The following is a 17,554-nucleotide window of genomic DNA, read 5'->3' on the forward strand; positions in this document are numbered from 1 at the left end:
AATTTAGCGCCTTGTAGCCAGCAGACCGATCAGGAAGCCCACGCCGGCAGCAATGCCTACGGATTGCCAAGGGTTGGCTTGCACGTAATCTTCAGTCGCGGTGACGGCGGCCTGGCCGCGTTCACGCAGGGAGTCTTCGGTCAGTTGCAGGGTTTCGCGGGCCTTGAGCAGGCTTTCGTGAATCTTGCTGCGCAGCTCGTCGGCCTGGTCACCGGCCAGGACGGCGGTGTCGTCCAGCAATTTTTCGGTATCACTGACCAGGGTTTGAAAATCCGCCATCAGTATTTCTTGAGCAGTCTTTGCTGTTTTGCCGGCCATGGTTATCTCCGTGAGTGGCTGATCTGTACCTGTGGTTTCGAGTCACAGGCTTTGCTGAAGGTTCACTGCAATTGTCTGGTACAGCTTTTGCTTTGCCTTGGTGCGCTGGCCCCAGGGTCTGCGCTGAATCCGGGCGGTCGAGGCTGATGCCTTCAAAAACCTTACCCTAAATAACTGAAACTCGCGGAAAAACCCTGTCGGGAATTGCCTGTTGTGCTGATCGCTGCGCTAAAGCGGTTCACGCCCTCTGAAGAGGGGCGGGACCGGCAGTGCCAATTTAGTGCGTGAAACGCTGGCTTGAACCGCTTTGGTGCTTTTTGCCCTTAATGCAGGCCTGCCAACCTCCATGGAAAATTTGCAAAGTGCGGTGGACACCCTTGTCCATAGCTCCAACACCCTGTTCATTCTGATTGGTGCGGTCATGGTCCTGGCCATGCACGCCGGCTTTGCCTTCCTTGAAGTCGGCACGGTGCGGCAGAAAAACCAGGTCAACGCCCTGTCGAAGATTCTCAGCGACTTCGCGATCTCCACCCTGGCCTATTTCTTTATAGGCTATTGGATCTCCTACGGCGTGAGCTTCATGCAACCGGCGGCGGTGATCAGCGCCGACCACGGCTACGGCCTGGTGAAGTTCTTCTTTCTGCTGACCTTTGCGGCGGCGATCCCGGCGATCATTTCCGGGGGCATCGCCGAACGTGCAAAGTTCGCTCCGCAGTTGTGCGCCACGGCGTTGATCGTGGCGTTTATCTACCCGTTTTTCGAAGGCATGGTGTGGAACGGCAATTTCGGTCTGCAGGCCTGGCTGCTCGCGACCTTCGGCGCCAGCTTCCACGACTTCGCCGGTTCCGTGGTGGTGCACGCCATGGGCGGCTGGCTGGCGCTGGCGGCAGTGTTGCTGCTCGGGCCGCGCAACGGGCGTTATCGCGAAGGGCGCTTGGTCGCCTTTGCTCCGTCGAGCATTCCGTTCCTGGCGCTGGGCTCGTGGATTCTGATTGTCGGCTGGTTCGGGTTTAACGTGATGAGCGCGCAAACCCTGAACGGGGTCAGCGGCCTGGTGGCGGTCAATTCGCTGATGGCCATGGTCGGCGGCACGGTCGCCGCGCTGGTGATCGGTCGCAACGACCCCGGCTTTCTGCACAACGGCCCGCTGGCCGGGCTGGTGGCGATCTGCGCCGGTTCCGACCTGATGCACCCGGTGGGCGCGCTGGTCACCGGTGTCATCGCCGGCGGTTTGTTTGTGTGGTGTTTTATCGCCGCCCAGGACCGCTGGAAGATCGACGATGTGCTCGGTGTATGGCCGCTGCATGGCCTGTGCGGCGTGTGGGGCGGTATCGCCTGTGGCATCTTCGGCCAGACCGCCCTCGGTGGGCTGGGCGGTGTGAGCCTGGTCAGCCAGTTGATCGGCACCGGCCTCGGCGTGGTGGTGGCGTTCGGCGGTGGCCTGCTGGTGTACGGCGTGATCAAGCGCGTGCACGGGCTGCGCCTGAGCCAGGAAGAGGAGTATTACGGCGCGGACCTGTCGATCCACAAGATCGGCGCGGTCAGTCAGGATTGATCGGCGCCTCTTCTTCGTTGCTCGGGTGCGCGTAAAAGCCGTGCAGCAGGCGGTAGCGGCTATGCCGCACTTCATCGACCCGCGCCTGTACCTGTTGGTCCGGCAGGCCCAGCAGGATCAAGGCGTGGGAGGCGAGCATCAGGCTCGACTCCAGTAGCTCGGGCACCACTTCGCTGGCGCCGGCGGCTTTCAGTTCGGCCAACTGGCTGTCGTCGCGGGTGCGCACCAGGATCGGCACGTCGGGGTTGATCCGGCGTGCTTCCTTCAGCACCACCAGGGCTACGTCGCTGTTGTCCACCGCGATCACCAGCAACCGCGCCCGTTCCAGGCCGACCGCACTGAGCAGGGCGCCGCGACGGCAATCACCGTAATGCACACTGCTGTCTTCGGTGGTGGCTTCGTGCACGCGTTCGGGGTCGTCGTCCAGCGCGATATAGGCCTGTTGCTCCTGGCGCAGAAAACGCCCGATCGATTGCCCGACGCGGCCATAACCGCAGATCACCGCGTGGCCGTGTAACTGGGCGTTGAGCGCGGTGATTGCCTCCAACTGCACCTGTTGGTTGGGCTTGCGGTGCAGGCGCAGGGCAATCGTGGGCGCGGCACGCAGTAACAGCGGGGTCAGCAGCATCGAGCAGAAGCTGGCGGCGAGCAGCAAGCCATTGAACGCGTCAGGGATCAGCCGGCTTTGCTGCATCTGCGCCATCAGTGCAAAACAGAACTCGCCGCCCTGGGCCAGGGCCAAACCGCTGCGCCAGGCGGTTTCACGGTCGCTGCCGCGCAGCTTGACCAAGGCGGCGACGACGCAACCCTTGATTATCATCAGTGCGAGGGTCATGCCGAGGATCAGCAGGCTGTGGCTGACGAACAACTGCAGGTCGATGAGCATGCCGATGCTGACGAAAAACAGCCCCAGCAGGATGTCGCGAAACGGCCGGATATCCGCCTCGATCTGGTGACGGTAGTGGCTTTCTCCAAGCAGCATGCCGGCCAGGAAGGCGCCAAGGGCAGGGGAGAGCCCCAGCAGATGCGTGAGCCAGGCGGTCAGCAACACGATCACCAGCGCCAGCAGCACAAACAGCTCTGCCGAATGAGAGGCCGCGACCTCATGGAACAAACGCGGCAATAGCCAACGGCTGGCGAGCAACAGGCCGACGAACAACAGCACGGTTTTGCCCAAGGTCAGCGGCAGTGCCCAATACCAGGCTTGCTCGCTGCTGCCGGCAAACACCGGCACCAGGGTCAGCAGCAATACTGCGACCACGTCCTGGAACAGCAAGACGCCAATCGCGTTCTGGCCATGGCTGCTGAAAATTTCCCCGAGGCTGGTCAGCTCCTTGCTGACGATGGCGGTGGAGGACAACGCCAGCCCCGCACCGAGCAACAGCGCGACGCCCGGCGCCAGGCCAAAGCCCATCAACAGGCCGCCCAGCAGCGCTCCGCACCCCAGCACCTGCAAACTGCCCAGCCCAAACACCACGCGGCGCAGAGCGAGCATCTTCGTCAGGGAAAACTCCAGGCCCAGGGAAAACAGCAGGAACACCACGCCCAGTTCGGCGAGGTCGGGCAGGTCTTCGCTGTCATTCACCCAGTCCAGGGCCGTGGGCCCCACGGCCAGGCCCACGCACAGGTAACCCAGTACAGGCGGCAGTTGCAGTCGGCGGAACAGCGCAATCACCACCAGGGATGAGGCCAGAATGATCAGCAGGTTGGCGAACACACGCATCTCCGTTGCAGGGGGCAGGCAAAAAGCCGCGAGAATCGCTGAATCAGTTATAGGCCATAGTGATCTGGGTCAGGGCTTTTGTGGGCGGTGGGGGACTTGTGGCGCGCGGGCTTGACCTAATGCCGATTGGTTAAGAGCGGGCACTGTACCTGTGGCGAGGGAGCTTGCTCCCGTTGGACTGCGTAGCAGTCCCATCTTTGGGGCCGCTCCGCAGCCCAGCGGGAGCAAGCTCCCTCGCCACAGGTCTGCGTCGGGCTTAGAATGGTCACCTGTTTTCTGATCGAGTCCATTCGTCATGCTTCCTGAATGCCAGTTGTTCGGCACCCTGGGTTGCCATCTTTGTGAGATTGCCGAAGCCGAAATCATGCCGCTCGTCGAACACGGGTTGCTGGTGGAACTGGTGGATATCACCGACCCCGAAGACCTCACCGAAGCCTATGGCCTGCGAATTCCGGTGCTTCGAAGAGTCGACACGGGGGCGGAACTGGACTGGCCGTTCGACACCGAACAGGTCGTCGCCTTCCTCCTCTGATGTTTATGCGATGGCGGGTTCCAAAATATTAAGTTACTGTATGTTTGTACAGCGATTGAATAGAGGGAACGCCCGTGGTGAATGTTGAACAACTGAAAAGCAGCGTCAATCGCATGTCCGCCGACGTCGTGCGCGACGCGGTGAACGAGCTGCGCCTCGACGGCCTGGTCACGGAAGGCAAGACGCCGTTTAACAAAGTGCACTTCAATACCTGCTTTGCCGAGATCGAAGCGTTGTTCCAGCGCGCCGGTTACCACAAGCAACTGGATGTGGTGGGTTACCAGGGCTTGTTGTACGCGCTTTACGATCCGGGTCGCTGGGACGCGGTGGACGTGCTGCGCTGGCTCAAGGAATTCACCGACGCCGCCAGTGCCTCGCCGATTTTGCGGGCGGAGTTGGCCAAGGCCTGAGATCTGCTCTAGGCCGAATCCCGCTCGATGCGGGATAATGCCCGCTTGTTTTTCCAGGCTTTGAGCATTTCATGTCCACTTCCGGTTTCTCCGCGTCCCAGCACCAGGCCAGCACCCTGTATTTGCCCCCCGGCCCTTGGGTGACGGTGCTGGACTGTCTGTGCGAGCACTTCCCGGCCATCCGCCGCGAACACTGGTTGGACCGCATCGCGCGTGGCCGGGTGCTGGATATCCATGGCAACCCTATCAGCCTGGACCTGGCCTACAAGGAAGGCCTGTGCATCTACTACTTTCGCGAAGTGCCGAATGAAAAAGTGATCCCGGTACAGGAAACTATCCTGTATGCCGATGAACACCTGGTGGTGGCCGACAAGCCGCACTTCCTGCCGGTGACGCCCGCCGGTGAATACGTTGAACAAACCCTGTTGCGCCGTCTGATTCGCCGCCTGGACAACCCGTCCCTGGTGCCCCTGCACCGTATCGACCGGCATACGGCCGGGCTGGTGCTGTTCTCTGCCAACCCGCAAACCCGCTCGGCATATCAGCAACTGTTTCCCACGCGCCGCATCGATAAATTCTACGAAGCCATTGCCCCTGCCTTACCCAACCTCAACTTCCCCCTGGTGCACAAAAGCCGCCTGGTGGAGGGCGAGCCGTTCTTTCGCATGCAGGAAGGCCCCGGCGCCAGCAATACCGAAACGGCCGTGGAAGTCCGCGAAAAAAATGGCGATTTATGGCGCTACGGCCTGTCTCCCGTGACCGGCAAGAAGCACCAGTTGCGCGTACACATGACGGCGCTCGGGGCGAGTATCTGCAACGATCCGTTCTACCCCGAGGTGATCAAGGACGCCGAGGACGACTACGCCAACCCGCTCAAGCTGCTGGCCCAGGGCGTGCGTTTCATTGATCCGTTAACCGGCGAAGAACGCAGTTTTCGCAGCGAAATTACCCTCGACTGGTAACCCCGGAAACGACAAGGCCCGCGCGAGGCGGGCCTTGTGTGCAAGCGCTAAGACTTACAGGTCTTTAACGGTGCGAACCTGATCTTTGTTGATGCGGGTGCGCTTGCCGTCAAGCTGTTCGAATTCGTAGAAACCCGAATCTTCATTGTATTTCGGGGTGTCGACGGCCTGGATTTCGCGACCGTCATTCAGGGTGATCACTGTTGGCGAGGCGCAACCGGCAAGGGTAGCGAGGCCCAGTGCAAGCATGAGAGCAGCGATGGTCCGTTGAGTCATGAGTGTGTCTCCGAGAGAATTCTTTTTAGTTGCTGGCCTTGTGACGCGCGGGGCGTCGACAAAGTTCCTTGTGCGAGGTTCATTCTGACACGCCAGACCTTGGGTGCAACAGATGCGGCGTATTCAGGTTGGCCAGGCGCGGGTCATCGGCCGGGCATTCCAGCCCCACGCCGCCCAGTTGCAGGAAGATCTTGCGCGGGCTGCGTTCACCGGCTTGCCATGCCTGTTCTACCTCGGTTTTGAGGTGGGTTGGGATGATGCAGATCAAGGGTTCCCAGAATTCACCGTGGCGCACCATTACCGGCAACAGCGGGTTTTGCTGCGCTGTCTTAAGCAAGTCGGTGAGCAGTTGGGCGTCGATGTGCGGCACATCGCACGGCAGGATCAGCAGATGCTCATGGCGTGCGGCAGCCAGCCCTGCGCGGATGCCCGCGAGGGGGCCGGGGAAGTCGAGGCTGTCATCGCTGACCAACTGGTCGGCATACGGCGCGTAGTGTTGCTGGTTGCGGTTGCACGAGACGATCAGGTCATCCGTCAGCGGCCGTACCAGGCGCTGCAAGTGCGCAATCAGGGGCAGGCCCTGCCATTCCAGCAGGCCTTTGTCCTGGCCGCCCATGCGTTGGCCGCGGCCACCGGCCAGCAGCAAAATCGAACAGGGCAGGGGCGAAGAATCAAGAGACATGGCGGTTCCGCTGCGGCAGGTAAATAGGGGCCTGTGATATAACATCGGGCTGTTCCTTCGACAACCGGACCGTGCCATGAACGCCAAGGCTGATGCGCCCTTCGTACCCCTGAATATCGCCGTACTGACCGTCAGCGACACCCGTACCCTGGACACCGACACCTCGGGCCAGGTCTTCGTCGACCGCCTCACCGCCGCCGGCCACACCCTGGCCGAGCGTGTGCTGCTCAAGGACGACCTCTACAAGATCCGCGCGCAAGTGGCCCACTGGATCGCCGAAGACGTGGTGCAGGTCGTGCTGATCACCGGCGGCACCGGCTTCACCGGCCGCGACAGCACCCCCGAAGCCGTGAGCTGTCTGCTCGACAAACAGGTCGACGGTTTTGGCGAGCTGTTCCGCCAGATATCCGTGGCCGACATCGGCACCTCCACCGTGCAATCCCGTGCCCTGGCCGGGCTGGCCAATGGCACGCTGGTGTGCTGCCTGCCGGGTTCCACCAACGCCGTGCGCACCGGCTGGGACGGCATCCTCGCCGAGCAATTGGATAACCGTCACCGCCCGTGCAACTTCGTGCCCCACCTGAAGCAGGCCGAGCCCTGTGAATCCCGTGGGTAAGCCCGGCAAGACCGGCGCCCTGATGCCGGTGGAAGAAGCCTTGCAGCGTTTGTTGGACATGGCCGAAGCCGCGCCGATCCGTGAGCAGGACGTGCTGCCCCTGGCCGACTGCGATGGCCGCGTGTTGGCCCAAGACTTGATCTCCACCCTCGACCTGCCACCCTGGCCCAACAGTGCCATGGACGGCTACGCCGTGCGCCTAGCAGACTGGACCGGTGAGCCGCTGGTGGTGAGCCAGCGCATCTTCGCAGGCAAAGCGCCCGAGCCGCTGGCGACGGGCACCTGTGCACGCATCTTTACCGGCGCGCCGGTACCGGCAGGCGCGGATTGCGTGGAAATGCAGGAAAACGCTGTGGTTCATGCCGACGAGCGCGTGAGCTTCACCGAACCCTTGCGCATCGACCAGAACATCCGCCCTCAAGGCCAGGAAACCACCGTCGGCGAGTTGGTGCTGTCGGCCGGTACGCGCCTGGGCCCGATTGAACTGGGCCTGGCCGCCTCCCTGGGCCGTGACTGCCTGGACGTGGTGCGCCGCGTGCGTGTGGGCGTGTTGTCCACCGGCGACGAATTGGTCGAACCCGGCCTGCTGCTGGGGCCGGGCCAGATCTACAACAGCAACCGCCGCGTGTTGTGCAGTTGGCTCGCGCGTATGGGCTGTGAAGTGATCGATGCCGGAATCCTTCCCGATGACCTGGAGCAAACCCGTACACGCCTGGCGGGCCTGGGCGCGGTTGACCTGATTCTGTCCACCGGCGGTGTCTCCGTGGGCGAGGCGGACTTCCTCGGCATCGCCCTGCGCGAAGAGGGCGAGTTGGCCCTGTGGAAGCTGGCGATCAAACCGGGCAAGCCGCTGACGTTCGGCCACTTTCGTGGCGTACCGGTGATCGGCTTGCCGGGTAATCCAGCTTCGACGCTGGTGACGTTTGCGTTGTTGGCACGGCCCTATCTGTTGCGTCGCCAAGGCGTGCAAGACGTGGAACCACTGCGTTTCGAAGTGTCGGTGGGGTTCACCTGGCCCAAGCCAGGCAACCGTCGCGAGTACTTGCGTGGGCGCATCGAGCAGGGCAAGGCAATCATCTATCGCAACCAGAGTTCTGGCGTGCTGCGCAGTGCGGCGTGGGCCGAAGGGTTTGTGGAAGTGCTCGAAGGGACCACCCTGGAGATCGGTGACCGAGTCAATTTCATCCCCCTGAGTGAAGTCATCAACTAACCGAAAATTTTCCTGGGTGCGGATTTTATGTGGCGAGCGGGCTTGTTGTGGCGAGCGGGCTTGCCCCGCGTTGGGCTGCGAAGCGGCCCCAATTAAGTTCCCGCGTCCTCTCAGACAGAACTCGTTGGCAGGTTCTGGGGCCGCTACGCAGCCCAACGCGGGGCAAGCCCGCTCGCCACTGGGGAAAGGCGTTTACGCACGCTTAGTAATCGTCCCCTCTGTCTGTCACATCCCGCTCCACCGGCCCCGCATCCGGGTCATACCCCACCGGAAACTTGCCTTTCAACGTCCACGCAAACGCAATGATCTCAGCGATCGTGCGGTACAACTCTTCCGGAATGCTATCGCCCAATTCCATCCGCGCGAGCAGCTTCACCAGCTCGGCGTTTTCGTAGATGGGCACTTCATTTTCCCGCGCCAGCTTGAGGATGGCTTCGGCCAGGGCATCGTCGCCCTTGGCGGTCAGGGTTGGGGCTTGCTGGCCGTCGTACTTGAGGGCAATCGCCTGGCGTGGTGGGTTGGGGTTCTTCATGCGGTTTCATCTACCCAGCGTTGTTCCAGTCCGGTTTTCGGCCCGCGCGGCGGAGTGCCGAGGTGGCAATCGAGGTCGCCGACGTTGATGCCAGAGGTCACCAGCCGCTCGCGCAGGTTGCCCAGATGGCTTTCGATCAAGCTGGCCGTGAACGGCCGGGTCGCCCACAGTTGGCTGGACAGTTTGCCCTGAGTCAACTGCGCCTGGACCTGCAACGGCCCCAGCGGCTCCATGTCGAAGGCCAGTTCGACGCGCCAGAGCATCTGCTGGGGCTCCTTCTTGTCTTTGCGCTCGGGCTGCTCCTTGTCCGGCGCCGGTTCTTCGCGCTGGAACTTGACCTGCAACGGCACGATGTCCTGCAGGGTGCGCATGGGGATCTCCAATTGCCAGGTGGTTTGCAGTCGACCGTCAGCAGTGGTGCCGGTCTGTTCCAGGCTCGACAGCTGGTGGCTTTGCAGGCGGGAGATCGCCCCGGCGGCCAGGCGCAGCAGGTTTTCCAGGTCGCCTTCGCCTTCCAGTTTCGCCATGAGCCGCTCGGGCAGTGGGAAGCCGGCAGGGGCTTGGCGCGCGCCGACTTGACCAAGGGTGCCCAAGGGGCTGCGCACGAAATTTGGCATGACCTGGGCGAGGGTATTGGCGGCGAGAATGGCATTCAGGTTGGTGCTGGCGGGCAGGGCCGGCAGCAAATCGGCGACCAGGCGCAGCAGGGCGCCTTTCATGTCCAGCGGCGGGATTTGCGGGTTTTGCCCAGCCAGCAGTTTGGCTTCCAGAAAGGCACCGCTGTTCTGGATCACCTGCGCCAGCACCTTGGGATTGCTGACCTGCGCCAAATCAGGCAGGGCGGCCAACAAACGGTCGGCGGCGGCGCGCAGGTCAGCGGAGGTACTTTCGCCACGGGGCAGGTTTTGCAGCGCCGTGAACACCGCATCCAGCGAGCCCTGGCGACTTTGTTGGGTCGCGAGTTGCTGCGTGACAGCCAATTGATCTTTAAGCCCGCTCAACGGCACGAAACTCAGGGTTTGCGCGTTCTGCACCATAGCGCTGAGCAAGCTGCCCACGCGCAAGGGTTGTGGGCTTTCCACCGTCAGCGTCGCACCGGCCAGGGCATTGTTGAGCACGGTTACCAGTGAACGGTAGATCGCCGGCTGCGCGGTGCCCTGGGGCAGCATCTGCGTGGTCAGCACCTTGGCCTGCAACAGGGTGCCTTCCGGCATCTTGGACGTGTCGATACGGGTGAGGGCGGCGACGTTGACGCTCAAGGCTTGCTGCAGACTGAGTGTCAGATTGCCCGCGGGCGTCTGGCTCACCGCCACATTACTGCCCAACGGCAACGGCTGGGTGCTGCTGGCCTGAACCAGGGTCTGACGGCCGCCTTCGAGGGTCAACTTGAGCAACAACTGAAAGGCTTCACCGCCTTGTTTGAGGGCGATGACCTCGGCGTTCACGGTTTTGCCCGGATCGATCAGCCCGAGTTGCGGCTCCAGCAGTTTCAGCAAGGCACCCGCTGCAGGCGCAGAGCTCTGCCCGGCCGCCGGGGTAGGAGGAAGCGTAGGAAGGTTGATCTCACCGGTCATCGTGCGCGCCGTCTCTGGGGAAATTGCCCTCTTTAGAGTAGGGCATCGCATGTATAATGCCGCCCGTCTTCAAAGAGAGCGGTAAAAACCTCACAACTATTTGATCCAGCTCTCTAAAATCGGTCGCCAAAGCCGTTATTGTGCTTCTCTCTATAACGGCTGCTGCACCGCCGACTTGAACCGTAAAGGCCCGCGATCTCTTGACCAGCCCTCTTCTTGAAGCCGTAGCGCTTGCCTGTGAACGCGACCTGCGCCTGCTGTTCGAGCACCTCGAACTGCGCTTGGCGGGCGGCGACATGGTGCAGGTCAGCGGCCCCAACGGCAGCGGCAAGACCAGCCTGCTGCGCCTGCTGGCCGGGTTGATGCAACCCACGGCCGGTGAGGTGCGACTCAACGGCAAGCCCCTGAACGAGCAACGCACTGAGCTTGCGCGCAGCCTTGTCTGGATCGGCCACGCCGCCGGGATCAAGGACGTGCTCACCGCCGAAGAAAACCTCAGTTGGCTCAGCGCCCTGCATCATCCAGCAACGCGCGACGCCATCTGGCAAGCCCTGGCCGCGGTCGGCCTCAAGGGTTTTGAAGACGTTCCCTGCCACACCCTGTCCGCCGGCCAGCAGCGCCGCGTGGCACTGGCGCGCCTGTATTTGCCCGGCCCGCCGCTGTGGATTCTCGACGAACCCTTCACCGCCCTCGACAAACAAGGCGTCGCGCAGCTCGAAGAACACTTGGCCCGCCACTGTGAGCAGGGCGGCCTGGTAGTGCTCACCACTCACCACACCCTGGCGCGTATGCCCGCCGGTTACCGCGACCTGGATTTGGGGCGGTGGTCGGTATGAGTGTGTTCGCCTTGCTGGTCGCCCGTGAAGCGCGGCTGCTGTGCCGCCGCCCGGCCGAGCTGGCCAACCCGCTGGTGTTCTTCGCCATCGTGATCGCGCTGTTCCCGTTGGCGGTCGGCCCCGAGACTAAACTGTTGCAAACCTTGTCGCCGGGACTGGTGTGGGTGGCGGCACTTTTAGCCGTCCTGCTCTCGCTGGACGGGCTGTTTCGCAGTGATTTCGAAGACGGTTCCCTCGAACAGTGGGTCCTTTCGCCGCACCCCCTGCCACTTCTGGTACTGGCCAAGGTACTGGCACACTGGGCTTTTTCCGGCCTGGCGCTGGTGTTGCTCTCACCGTTGCTGGCGATGATGCTAGGGTTGCCCACCGAGTGCCTGCCGGTTTTGCTTCTCTCCTTGTTACTCGGCACGCCGACCCTCAGCCTGTTGGGCGCGGTGGGCGCGGCGCTGACCGTCGGTTTGAAGCGCGGCGGCCTGTTGCTGGCCCTGCTGATTTTGCCTTTGTATATCCCGGTATTGATCCTGGGCAGCGGCGCCTTGCAGGCCGCGCTCATGGGCATGCCGGCGACCGGTTACCTCCTGTGGCTGGGTAGCCTGACCGCCCTGGCGGTAACCCTGACACCCTTTGCTATAGCGGCCGGCCTGAAGATCAGCGTCGGCGAATAATGAAGTCTGGTTACGTGTAACCCGTTCTTCAACATAAGAAAGGCCCTACGCTTCTTGCAACCACAAGACGCAACCGTGATGGATATAGCAATGAACTGGACCTGGTTTCACAAGCTCGGCTCACCCAAATGGTTCTACGGCATCAGTGGCAAACTGCTGCCGTGGTTGAGCATCGCCGCCCTCTTGCTGATCGGCACCGGCCTGGTCTGGGGCCTGGCCTTCGCGCCGCCGGATTATCAGCAAGGCAACAGCTTTCGCATCATCTATATCCACGTCCCCGCCGCGATGCTGGCCCAGTCCTGCTACGTGATGCTGGCGGTGTGCGGCATCGTCGGCCTGGTGTGGAAGATGAAACTGGCGGATGTGGCCCTGCAATGCGCCGCGCCCATCGGTGCGTGGATGACCGCCTTGGCGCTGGTCACCGGCGCGATCTGGGGCAAACCCACCTGGGGTTCGTGGTGGGTGTGGGATGCGCGACTAACGTCCATGCTGATCCTGCTGTTCCTGTACTTCGGTCTGATTGCCTTGGGCAACGCAATCAGCAATCGTGACAGCGCCGCCAAGGCCTGCGCGGTGCTGGCCATCGTCGGTGTGATCAACATCCCGATCATCAAATACTCGGTGGAGTGGTGGAACACCCTGCACCAGGGCGCCACGTTTACCCTCACCGAAAAACCGGCGATGCCCGTGGAAATGTGGGCGCCGCTGCTGTTGATGGTGCTGGGGTTCTACTGCTTTTTCGGTGCCGTGCTGCTGATGCGCATGCGCCTCGAAGTGCTCAAGCGTGAAGCCCGCGCCAGTTGGGTCAAGGCGCAAGTGCAAACCTGCCTGGGAGCGCGTGGATGAGTTTTGCTTCTTTCAGTGATTTCCTCGCCATGGGCCACCACGGCCTGTATGTCTGGACGGCCTATGGCATTTGCCTGGCGGTGCTGGCCCTCAACGTCGCCGCGCCGATCCTGGCCCGCAAGCGTTACCTGCAACAAGAGGCGCGTCGTCTGCGCCGGGAGACCGAAAAGTGAATCCGCTGCGTAGAAAGCGTCTGTTGATCATCCTTGCAATTATGGTGGGCGTCGGCGCAGCCGTCGGCCTGGCCTTGAGCGCCCTGCAGCAGAACATCAACCTGTTCTACACCCCGACCCAGATCGCCAACGGCGAAGCCCCGCTGGACACGCGCATCCGCGCCGGCGGCATGGTGGAGAAGGGCTCGCTGAAGCGTTCCGGCGATTCCCTGGACGTGTCCTTTGTGGTCACCGACTTCAGCAAGTCCGTGACCATCAGCTACCGCGGCATCCTTCCGGACCTGTTCCGCGAAGGCCAGGGCATCGTCGCCCTGGGCAAGCTCAACGCCGACGGCGTGGTGGTGGCCGATGAGGTATTGGCCAAGCACGATGAAAAATACATGCCGCCTGAGGTCACCAAAGCCTTGAAAGACAGCGGCCAATCCGCGCCAAGCGCTATTCCACAGCCTGCCAAGGAGGGCTAAGCCATGACGTCCGCACTGTTTATTCCAGAGCTGGGCCAGTTGGCGATGATCCTCGCCCTGTGCTTCGCCATCGTGCAGGCCGTGGTGCCGTTGCTCGGCGCCTGGCGTGGTGACCGCCTGTGGATGAGCCTGGCGCAGCCGGCCGCCTGGGGCCAGTGTGCGTTCCTGGTGTTCGCGTTTGGCTGCCTGACCTACGCCTTCATGACCGACGACTTTTCCGTCGCCTATGTTGCCAATAACTCCAACAGCGCTTTGCCCTGGTACTACAAGTTCAGCGCCGTGTGGGGTGCCCACGAAGGCTCGTTGCTGTTGTGGGCATTGATCCTTGGCGGCTGGACCTTCGCCGTGTCGGTGTTCTCGCGCCAATTGCCGCAAGTGATGCTGGCGCGGGTGCTGGCGGTGATGGGCATGATCAGCATCGGCTTCCTGCTGTTCCTGATCATGACCTCCAACCCGTTTACCCGCATCCTGCCGCAGATCCCGGTCGACGGGCACGACCTCAACCCCCTGCTGCAGGATATCGGCCTGATCGTGCACCCGCCGATGCTCTACATGGGTTATGTCGGCTTCTCCGTGGCCTTTGCCTTTGCCATCGCCGCCTTGCTCGGCGGGCGTCTCGATGCCGCCTGGGCACGCTGGTCGCGGCCGTGGACCATAGTCGCCTGGGCCTTCCTCGGTATCGGTATCACCCTGGGCTCGTGGTGGGCCTACTACGAACTCGGCTGGGGCGGCTGGTGGTTCTGGGACCCGGTGGAAAACGCTTCCTTCATGCCCTGGCTGGTCGGCACGGCGCTGATTCACTCGCTGGCCGTCACCGAAAAACGCGGCGTATTCAAGAGCTGGACCGTGCTGCTGGCCATCGCAGCATTTTCCCTCAGCCTGCTCGGCACCTTCCTCGTGCGTTCGGGCGTGCTGACCTCGGTGCATGCGTTTGCCTCTGACCCGGAGCGTGGCGTCTTCATCCTGATCTTCCTGTTGTTTGTCGTCGGCGGCTCGTTGACGTTGTTTGCGTTGCGTGCGCCGGTGGTCAAGAGCCATGTCGGCTTCAACCTGTGGTCGCGTGAAACCCTGTTGCTGGGCAATAACCTGGTACTGATAGTCGCCGCGTCGATGATCCTGCTCGGCACCCTGTACCCGCTGGTGCTGGACGCCCTGACCGGCGCCAAATTGTCGGTCGGCCCGCCGTACTTCAACGCGTTGTTTATCCCGTTGATGGGCCTGTTGATGGTGGTGATGGCGGTCGGCATGCTGGTGCGCTGGAAAGACACCCCGGTGAAATGGCTGGTGGGCATGCTCATCCCCGTCCTGCTGGGCAGCGCCGCCTTGGCCGTGATCGCCGGTATCGCTTACGGCGATTTCAACTGGGCGGTGCTCGCCACCTTCATGCTCGCCGCCTGGGTGTTGCTGGCCGGCGTGCGTGACCTCATCGACAAGACCCGCCACAAAGGCCTGATCAAAGGCCTGCCGACGCTGACCCGCAGTTACTGGGGCATGCAGATCGCGCACATCGGCATCGCCGTATGTGCCCTCGGCGTGGTGCTTTCCAGCCAGAACAGCGCCGAGCGCGACCTGCGCCTGGCACCGGGTGAGTCAATGGATTTGGCCGGTTACCAGTTCATCTTCGAAGGCGCCAAGCATTTCGAAGGGCCGAACTTCACGTCCGACAAAGGCACCGTGCGTGTAGTACGAAACGGCAAGGAAATCGCCGTGCTGCATCCGGAGAAGCGCCTGTACACCGTGCAAAGTTCGATGATGACCGAAGCCGGTATCGACGCCGGCTTCACCCGTGACCTCTACGTGGCACTGGGTGAACCCTTGGGCGACGGCGCCTGGGCGGTGCGTGTGCACGTCAAACCGTTCGTGCGCTGGATCTGGTTTGGTGGCTTGCTCACAGGGTTTGGTGGTTTGCTCGCGGCGCTGGACCGGCGCTATCGAGTCAAGGTCAAAAGCCGGGTGCGTGAAGCGCTGGGCCTGCAAGGAGCGGCGGTATGAAGCGTTGGTTGATGGTCGTGCCGCTGGCGGAGTTTTTGCTGGTGGCAGTGTTTCTGTATCGCGGGTTGTACCTGGACCCGGCCGAGCTGCCCTCGGCGATGATCGGCAAGCCGTTCCCCGCGTTCAATCTGCCCTCCGTGCAGGGCGACAAGACCCTGACCCAGGCCGACCTGCTGGGCAAGCCGGCGCTGGTCAACGTGTGGGGCACATGGTGCATCTCCTGCCGCGTCGAGCACCCGGTGCTCAATAAGCTGGCCGAGAAGGGCGTGGTGATCTACGGCATCAACTACAAGGACGACAATGCGGCGGCCTTGAAGTGGCTGGCAGAGTTCCACAATCCGTACCAGCTGGATATCCGCGATGAAGAGGGCAACCTCGGTTTGAACCTTGGCGTATACGGCGCCCCGGAAACTTTCTTTATCGATGCCAAGGGCGTGATCCGCGACAAATACGTCGGTGTGATCGACGAAGTGGTCTGGCGCGAGCAACTCGCTGCCAAATACCAGGCCCTGGTTGATGAGGCCAAGCCATGAAGCGCCTGTTAGTCGCCGCAGTCCTCGCGATGGGCTTGGCCGGTATGGCCCACGCCGCCATCGATACTTACGAGTTCGCCAAGGACGGTGACCGCGAACGTTTTCGCGAGCTGACCAAGGAACTGCGCTGCCCCAAGTGCCAGAACCAGGACATCGCCGACTCCAACGCGCCGATCGCCGCCGACCTGCGTAAAGAGATCTTCCGCATGCTGGGGGAGGGCAAGGACAACCAGCAGATCATCGACTTCATGGTCGACCGCTACGGTGATTTCGTGCGCTACAAACCGGCCCTCACCGGCAAGACCGCGCTGCTCTGGTTTGGCCCCGCCGGGCTGTTGCTGGCCGGTGTAGCGGTAATGGCCGTGATCCTCCGCCGTCGCCGCGCCGCGCCTTCCGATGGGTCCGACGCGCTATCCCCTGAAGAGCGCCAACGCCTCGACCAACTGCTGGACACCAAGACTGATGATTGATTTCTGGCTCGCAGCCGGGTTGCTGCTTCTGATTGCCCTGAGTTTCCTGTTGATCCCTGTGTTGCGCGGCCGCCGTGCCCAGCGTGAAGAGGATCGCACCGCGCTGAACGTGGCGCTGTATCAAGAACGTGTCGCCGAGCTGCAAGTGCAGCAGGACGAGGGCGTGCTCAATGCCGCACAACTCGACACCGGCCGCGCCGAAGCCGCCCGCGAATTGCTGGCTGACACCGAAGGCGTGGAAAAGCCTCGCGAATCGCGTCTGGGCAAGCCATTGCCGTTTTTGGCGGCGTTTCTGGTGCCGGTTTTGGGCGTTGCGCTGTACCTGCATTATGGGGCGAGCGACAAGGTCGAACTGACCCGCGAATTCTCCCAGCCGCCGGTGTCCATGGAAGACATGACCCGCCGCCTGGAACGCGCCGCCGCTGCCCAGCCGGATTCGGCGGAAGGCCTGTACTTCCTCGGTCGCGCCTATATGGCTCAGGACCGTTCGGCCGATGCAGCCAAGGTCTTCGAACGCACTGTAGCGTTGGCCGGTCGCCAGCCGGAACTGCTCGGCCAGTGGGCCCAGGCGCAGTATTTTGCCGACAACAAACAGTGGTCGCCCAAGCTTCAGGCCTTGACCGATGAAGCCTTGAAGCTGGATCCGAAGGAAGTTACCAGCCTCGGTTTGTTGGGTATCGCAGCGTTTGAAGGCCAGCGTTATCAGGAGGCGATTGATTACTGGAGCCGCCTGTTGGCCCAACTGCCACCTGAAGACAATTCCCGCGCAGCGCTGCAGGGCGGCATCGACCGCGCTGCAGAAAAGCTCAAAGAGAGCGGTGGCACCGTCGCCCAAGCGCCTAAGGCGGTTCTGAAAGTGCGTGTGGATTTGTCGGCTGACGTGAAGGCCAAAGCCCTGCCCAGCGACAGCGTGTTCATCTTCGCCCGCGCCGTCTCCGGCCCGCCTGCGCCGCTGGCGGCCAAGCGAGTCACCGTCGCCGACCTGCCCGTCACCGTCGAACTGGGCGATGCCGATGCGATGATGCCGCAGTTGAAACTGTCGAACTTCCCCGAAGTCCAACTGGTTGCGCGCATATCCCGGGCCGGTCAACCGACTGCTGGCGAGTGGATCGGCCGCAGCCAACCCCTGGCCAGCTCCACCACTGCGCTGCAGCAGTTGACCATCGACAGTCCGGACAAGTAATT

Annotated in this window: 21 protein-coding genes; 15 read left to right on the top strand and 6 right to left on the bottom strand. The window is 62.4% G+C overall.

The genetic code is table 11. From position 1 onward, the window contains the following. Positions 1 to 3: 3 nt before the first annotated feature. The gene (locus ACR52_RS23105) at positions 4 to 318 is read right to left on the bottom strand and encodes a DUF883 family protein (protein WP_048729870.1); all 315 of its coding nucleotides are present in this window, start codon (positions 316 to 318) and stop codon (positions 4 to 6) included. A gap of 346 nt (positions 319 to 664) precedes the next feature. Between ACR52_RS23105 and ACR52_RS23110 the strand changes: the two genes are divergently transcribed. Next, on the top strand, positions 665 to 1,873 hold the full coding sequence (locus ACR52_RS23110) for an ammonium transporter (RefSeq protein ID WP_048730157.1): 1,209 nt from the start codon (positions 665 to 667) through the stop codon (positions 1,871 to 1,873). On the opposite strand, the gene ACR52_RS23115 is transcribed toward ACR52_RS23110, so the two are convergent. After that, on the bottom strand, positions 1,860 to 3,596 hold the full coding sequence (locus ACR52_RS23115; protein WP_152687676.1) for a cation:proton antiporter: 1,737 nt from the start codon (positions 3,594 to 3,596) through the stop codon (positions 1,860 to 1,862). The two genes, ACR52_RS23110 and ACR52_RS23115, sit on opposite strands and share 14 nt — an antisense overlap. A gap of 295 nt (positions 3,597 to 3,891) precedes the next feature. Here ACR52_RS23115 and ACR52_RS23120 point away from each other — a divergent pair, with 295 nt between their 5' ends. The 3 genes from ACR52_RS23120 (at position 3,892) to ACR52_RS23130 (ending at position 5,500) form a co-directional block, all read left to right on the top strand. Then, positions 3,892 to 4,128 carry a glutaredoxin family protein gene (locus tag ACR52_RS23120; RefSeq protein ID WP_048729874.1) on the top strand — a complete coding sequence of 79 codons (237 nt, stop codon included), beginning with the start codon at positions 3,892 to 3,894 and terminating at the stop codon, positions 4,126 to 4,128. 74 nt (positions 4,129 to 4,202) lie between these two features. Further along, positions 4,203 to 4,538, top strand: coding sequence for a hypothetical protein (locus ACR52_RS23125; RefSeq protein WP_048729877.1), 336 nt, complete (start codon positions 4,203 to 4,205; stop codon positions 4,536 to 4,538). 71 nt (positions 4,539 to 4,609) lie between these two features. Beyond that, positions 4,610 to 5,500, top strand: a complete 891-nt coding sequence (locus ACR52_RS23130; RefSeq protein WP_048729879.1) for a pseudouridine synthase — start codon at positions 4,610 to 4,612, stop codon at positions 5,498 to 5,500. A gap of 54 nt (positions 5,501 to 5,554) precedes the next feature. Here ACR52_RS23130 and ACR52_RS23135 read toward each other — a convergent pair whose 3' ends face one another. Next, entirely contained in the window at positions 5,555 to 5,776 is a 222-nt protein-coding gene (locus ACR52_RS23135; RefSeq protein WP_010211805.1) for a YgdI/YgdR family lipoprotein, read from the bottom strand. Positions 5,777 to 5,855: 79 nt separating this feature from the next. Further along, positions 5,856 to 6,458 carry a molybdenum cofactor guanylyltransferase MobA gene (gene mobA / locus ACR52_RS23140; protein WP_048729883.1) on the bottom strand — a complete coding sequence of 201 codons (603 nt, stop codon included), beginning with the start codon at positions 6,456 to 6,458 and terminating at the stop codon, positions 5,856 to 5,858. Positions 6,459 to 6,534: 76 nt separating this feature from the next. Between mobA and moaB the strand changes: the two genes are divergently transcribed. Both moaB and ACR52_RS23150 read left to right on the top strand, forming a co-directional pair. After that, positions 6,535 to 7,074, top strand: a complete 540-nt coding sequence (gene moaB, locus ACR52_RS23145) for a molybdenum cofactor biosynthesis protein B (RefSeq protein WP_048729884.1) — start codon at positions 6,535 to 6,537, stop codon at positions 7,072 to 7,074. Further along, positions 7,058 to 8,284: a molybdopterin molybdotransferase MoeA gene (locus tag ACR52_RS23150; protein ID WP_048729887.1), complete on the top strand. Its 1,227-nt coding sequence runs from the start codon at positions 7,058 to 7,060 to the stop codon at positions 8,282 to 8,284. Before moaB ends, ACR52_RS23150 begins: the two co-directional genes overlap by 17 nt. Positions 8,285 to 8,486: 202 nt before the next feature. On the opposite strand, the gene ACR52_RS23155 is transcribed toward ACR52_RS23150, so the two are convergent. Both ACR52_RS23155 and fliK read right to left on the bottom strand, forming a co-directional pair. Continuing rightward, positions 8,487 to 8,816, bottom strand: coding sequence for an EscU/YscU/HrcU family type III secretion system export apparatus switch protein (locus ACR52_RS23155; protein WP_048729888.1), 330 nt, complete (start codon positions 8,814 to 8,816; stop codon positions 8,487 to 8,489). Continuing rightward, complete coding sequence (gene fliK / locus ACR52_RS23160) at positions 8,813 to 10,390, bottom strand: flagellar hook-length control protein FliK (protein ID WP_048729890.1); 1,578 nt, start codon at positions 10,388 to 10,390, stop codon at positions 8,813 to 8,815. The genes ACR52_RS23155 and fliK overlap by 4 nt, the downstream gene beginning before the upstream one ends. A 200-nt stretch (positions 10,391 to 10,590) precedes the next feature. Here fliK and ccmA point away from each other — a divergent pair, with 200 nt between their 5' ends. The 9 genes from ccmA to ccmI all read left to right on the top strand — a co-directional run bounded on the left by ccmA (position 10,591) and on the right by ccmI (position 17,552). Next, positions 10,591 to 11,226 (top strand): cytochrome c biogenesis heme-transporting ATPase CcmA, encoded by a 636-nt coding sequence (gene ccmA, locus ACR52_RS23165; protein WP_048729892.1) that lies wholly within the window; start codon positions 10,591 to 10,593, stop codon positions 11,224 to 11,226. Beyond that, complete coding sequence (gene ccmB, locus ACR52_RS23170) at positions 11,223 to 11,891, top strand: heme exporter protein CcmB (protein ID WP_048729894.1); 669 nt, start codon at positions 11,223 to 11,225, stop codon at positions 11,889 to 11,891. Before ccmA ends, ccmB begins: the two co-directional genes overlap by 4 nt. Before the next feature lie 90 nt (positions 11,892 to 11,981). After that, positions 11,982 to 12,737: a heme ABC transporter permease gene (locus ACR52_RS23175; protein ID WP_048729895.1), complete on the top strand. Its 756-nt coding sequence runs from the start codon at positions 11,982 to 11,984 to the stop codon at positions 12,735 to 12,737. After that, the gene (gene ccmD, locus ACR52_RS23180; RefSeq protein ID WP_003172771.1) at positions 12,734 to 12,910 is read left to right on the top strand and encodes a heme exporter protein CcmD; all 177 of its coding nucleotides are present in this window, start codon (positions 12,734 to 12,736) and stop codon (positions 12,908 to 12,910) included. Before ACR52_RS23175 ends, ccmD begins: the two co-directional genes overlap by 4 nt. Continuing rightward, the gene (gene ccmE / locus ACR52_RS23185; protein ID WP_048729898.1) at positions 12,907 to 13,374 is read left to right on the top strand and encodes a cytochrome c maturation protein CcmE; all 468 of its coding nucleotides are present in this window, start codon (positions 12,907 to 12,909) and stop codon (positions 13,372 to 13,374) included. Before ccmD ends, ccmE begins: the two co-directional genes overlap by 4 nt. A 3-nt stretch (positions 13,375 to 13,377) precedes the next feature. After that, entirely contained in the window at positions 13,378 to 15,366 is a 1,989-nt protein-coding gene (locus ACR52_RS23190; protein WP_048729900.1) for a heme lyase CcmF/NrfE family subunit, read from the top strand. Next, positions 15,363 to 15,899, top strand: coding sequence for a DsbE family thiol:disulfide interchange protein (locus tag ACR52_RS23195; RefSeq protein WP_048729904.1), 537 nt, complete (start codon positions 15,363 to 15,365; stop codon positions 15,897 to 15,899). Before ACR52_RS23190 ends, ACR52_RS23195 begins: the two co-directional genes overlap by 4 nt. After that, positions 15,896 to 16,369, top strand: coding sequence for a cytochrome c-type biogenesis protein (locus tag ACR52_RS23200; protein ID WP_048729906.1), 474 nt, complete (start codon positions 15,896 to 15,898; stop codon positions 16,367 to 16,369). The genes ACR52_RS23195 and ACR52_RS23200 overlap by 4 nt, the downstream gene beginning before the upstream one ends. Further along, positions 16,362 to 17,552, top strand: a complete 1,191-nt coding sequence (ccmI, locus tag ACR52_RS23205) for a c-type cytochrome biogenesis protein CcmI (RefSeq protein ID WP_048729909.1) — start codon at positions 16,362 to 16,364, stop codon at positions 17,550 to 17,552. The genes ACR52_RS23200 and ccmI overlap by 8 nt, the downstream gene beginning before the upstream one ends. The last annotated feature ends 2 nt before the right edge of the window (positions 17,553 to 17,554 follow it).

Origin of the sequence: Pseudomonas fildesensis (assembly GCF_001050345.1) — a bacterium.
Taxonomy (GTDB): domain Bacteria; phylum Pseudomonadota; class Gammaproteobacteria; order Pseudomonadales; family Pseudomonadaceae; genus Aquipseudomonas; species Aquipseudomonas fildesensis.

What these genes read in the sequence shown, in the direction of transcription:
- ACR52_RS23105 (WP_048729870.1), bottom strand. Translation starts at nt 318, where the DNA reads ATGGCCGGCAAAACAGCAAAGACTGCTCAAGAAATACTGATGGCGGAT.
- ACR52_RS23110 (WP_048730157.1), top strand. Translation starts at nt 665, where the DNA reads ATGGAAAATTTGCAAAGTGCGGTGGACACCCTTGTCCATAGCTCCAAC.
- ACR52_RS23115 (WP_152687676.1), bottom strand. Translation starts at nt 3,596, where the DNA reads ATGCGTGTGTTCGCCAACCTGCTGATCATTCTGGCCTCATCCCTGGTG.
- ACR52_RS23120 (WP_048729874.1), top strand. Translation starts at nt 3,892, where the DNA reads ATGCTTCCTGAATGCCAGTTGTTCGGCACCCTGGGTTGCCATCTTTGT.
- ACR52_RS23130 (WP_048729879.1), top strand. Translation starts at nt 4,610, where the DNA reads ATGTCCACTTCCGGTTTCTCCGCGTCCCAGCACCAGGCCAGCACCCTG.
- ACR52_RS23135 (WP_010211805.1), bottom strand. Translation starts at nt 5,776, where the DNA reads ATGACTCAACGGACCATCGCTGCTCTCATGCTTGCACTGGGCCTCGCT.
- mobA (WP_048729883.1), bottom strand. Translation starts at nt 6,458, where the DNA reads ATGTCTCTTGATTCTTCGCCCCTGCCCTGTTCGATTTTGCTGCTGGCC.
- moaB (WP_048729884.1), top strand. Translation starts at nt 6,535, where the DNA reads ATGAACGCCAAGGCTGATGCGCCCTTCGTACCCCTGAATATCGCCGTA.
- ACR52_RS23155 (WP_048729888.1), bottom strand. Translation starts at nt 8,816, where the DNA reads ATGAAGAACCCCAACCCACCACGCCAGGCGATTGCCCTCAAGTACGAC.
- fliK (WP_048729890.1), bottom strand. Translation starts at nt 10,390, where the DNA reads ATGACCGGTGAGATCAACCTTCCTACGCTTCCTCCTACCCCGGCGGCC.
- ccmB (WP_048729894.1), top strand. Translation starts at nt 11,223, where the DNA reads ATGAGTGTGTTCGCCTTGCTGGTCGCCCGTGAAGCGCGGCTGCTGTGC.
- ACR52_RS23175 (WP_048729895.1), top strand. Translation starts at nt 11,982, where the DNA reads ATGAACTGGACCTGGTTTCACAAGCTCGGCTCACCCAAATGGTTCTAC.
- ccmD (WP_003172771.1), top strand. Translation starts at nt 12,734, where the DNA reads ATGAGTTTTGCTTCTTTCAGTGATTTCCTCGCCATGGGCCACCACGGC.
- ACR52_RS23190 (WP_048729900.1), top strand. Translation starts at nt 13,378, where the DNA reads ATGACGTCCGCACTGTTTATTCCAGAGCTGGGCCAGTTGGCGATGATC.
- ACR52_RS23195 (WP_048729904.1), top strand. Translation starts at nt 15,363, where the DNA reads ATGAAGCGTTGGTTGATGGTCGTGCCGCTGGCGGAGTTTTTGCTGGTG.
- ACR52_RS23200 (WP_048729906.1), top strand. Translation starts at nt 15,896, where the DNA reads ATGAAGCGCCTGTTAGTCGCCGCAGTCCTCGCGATGGGCTTGGCCGGT.
- ccmI (WP_048729909.1), top strand. Translation starts at nt 16,362, where the DNA reads ATGATTGATTTCTGGCTCGCAGCCGGGTTGCTGCTTCTGATTGCCCTG.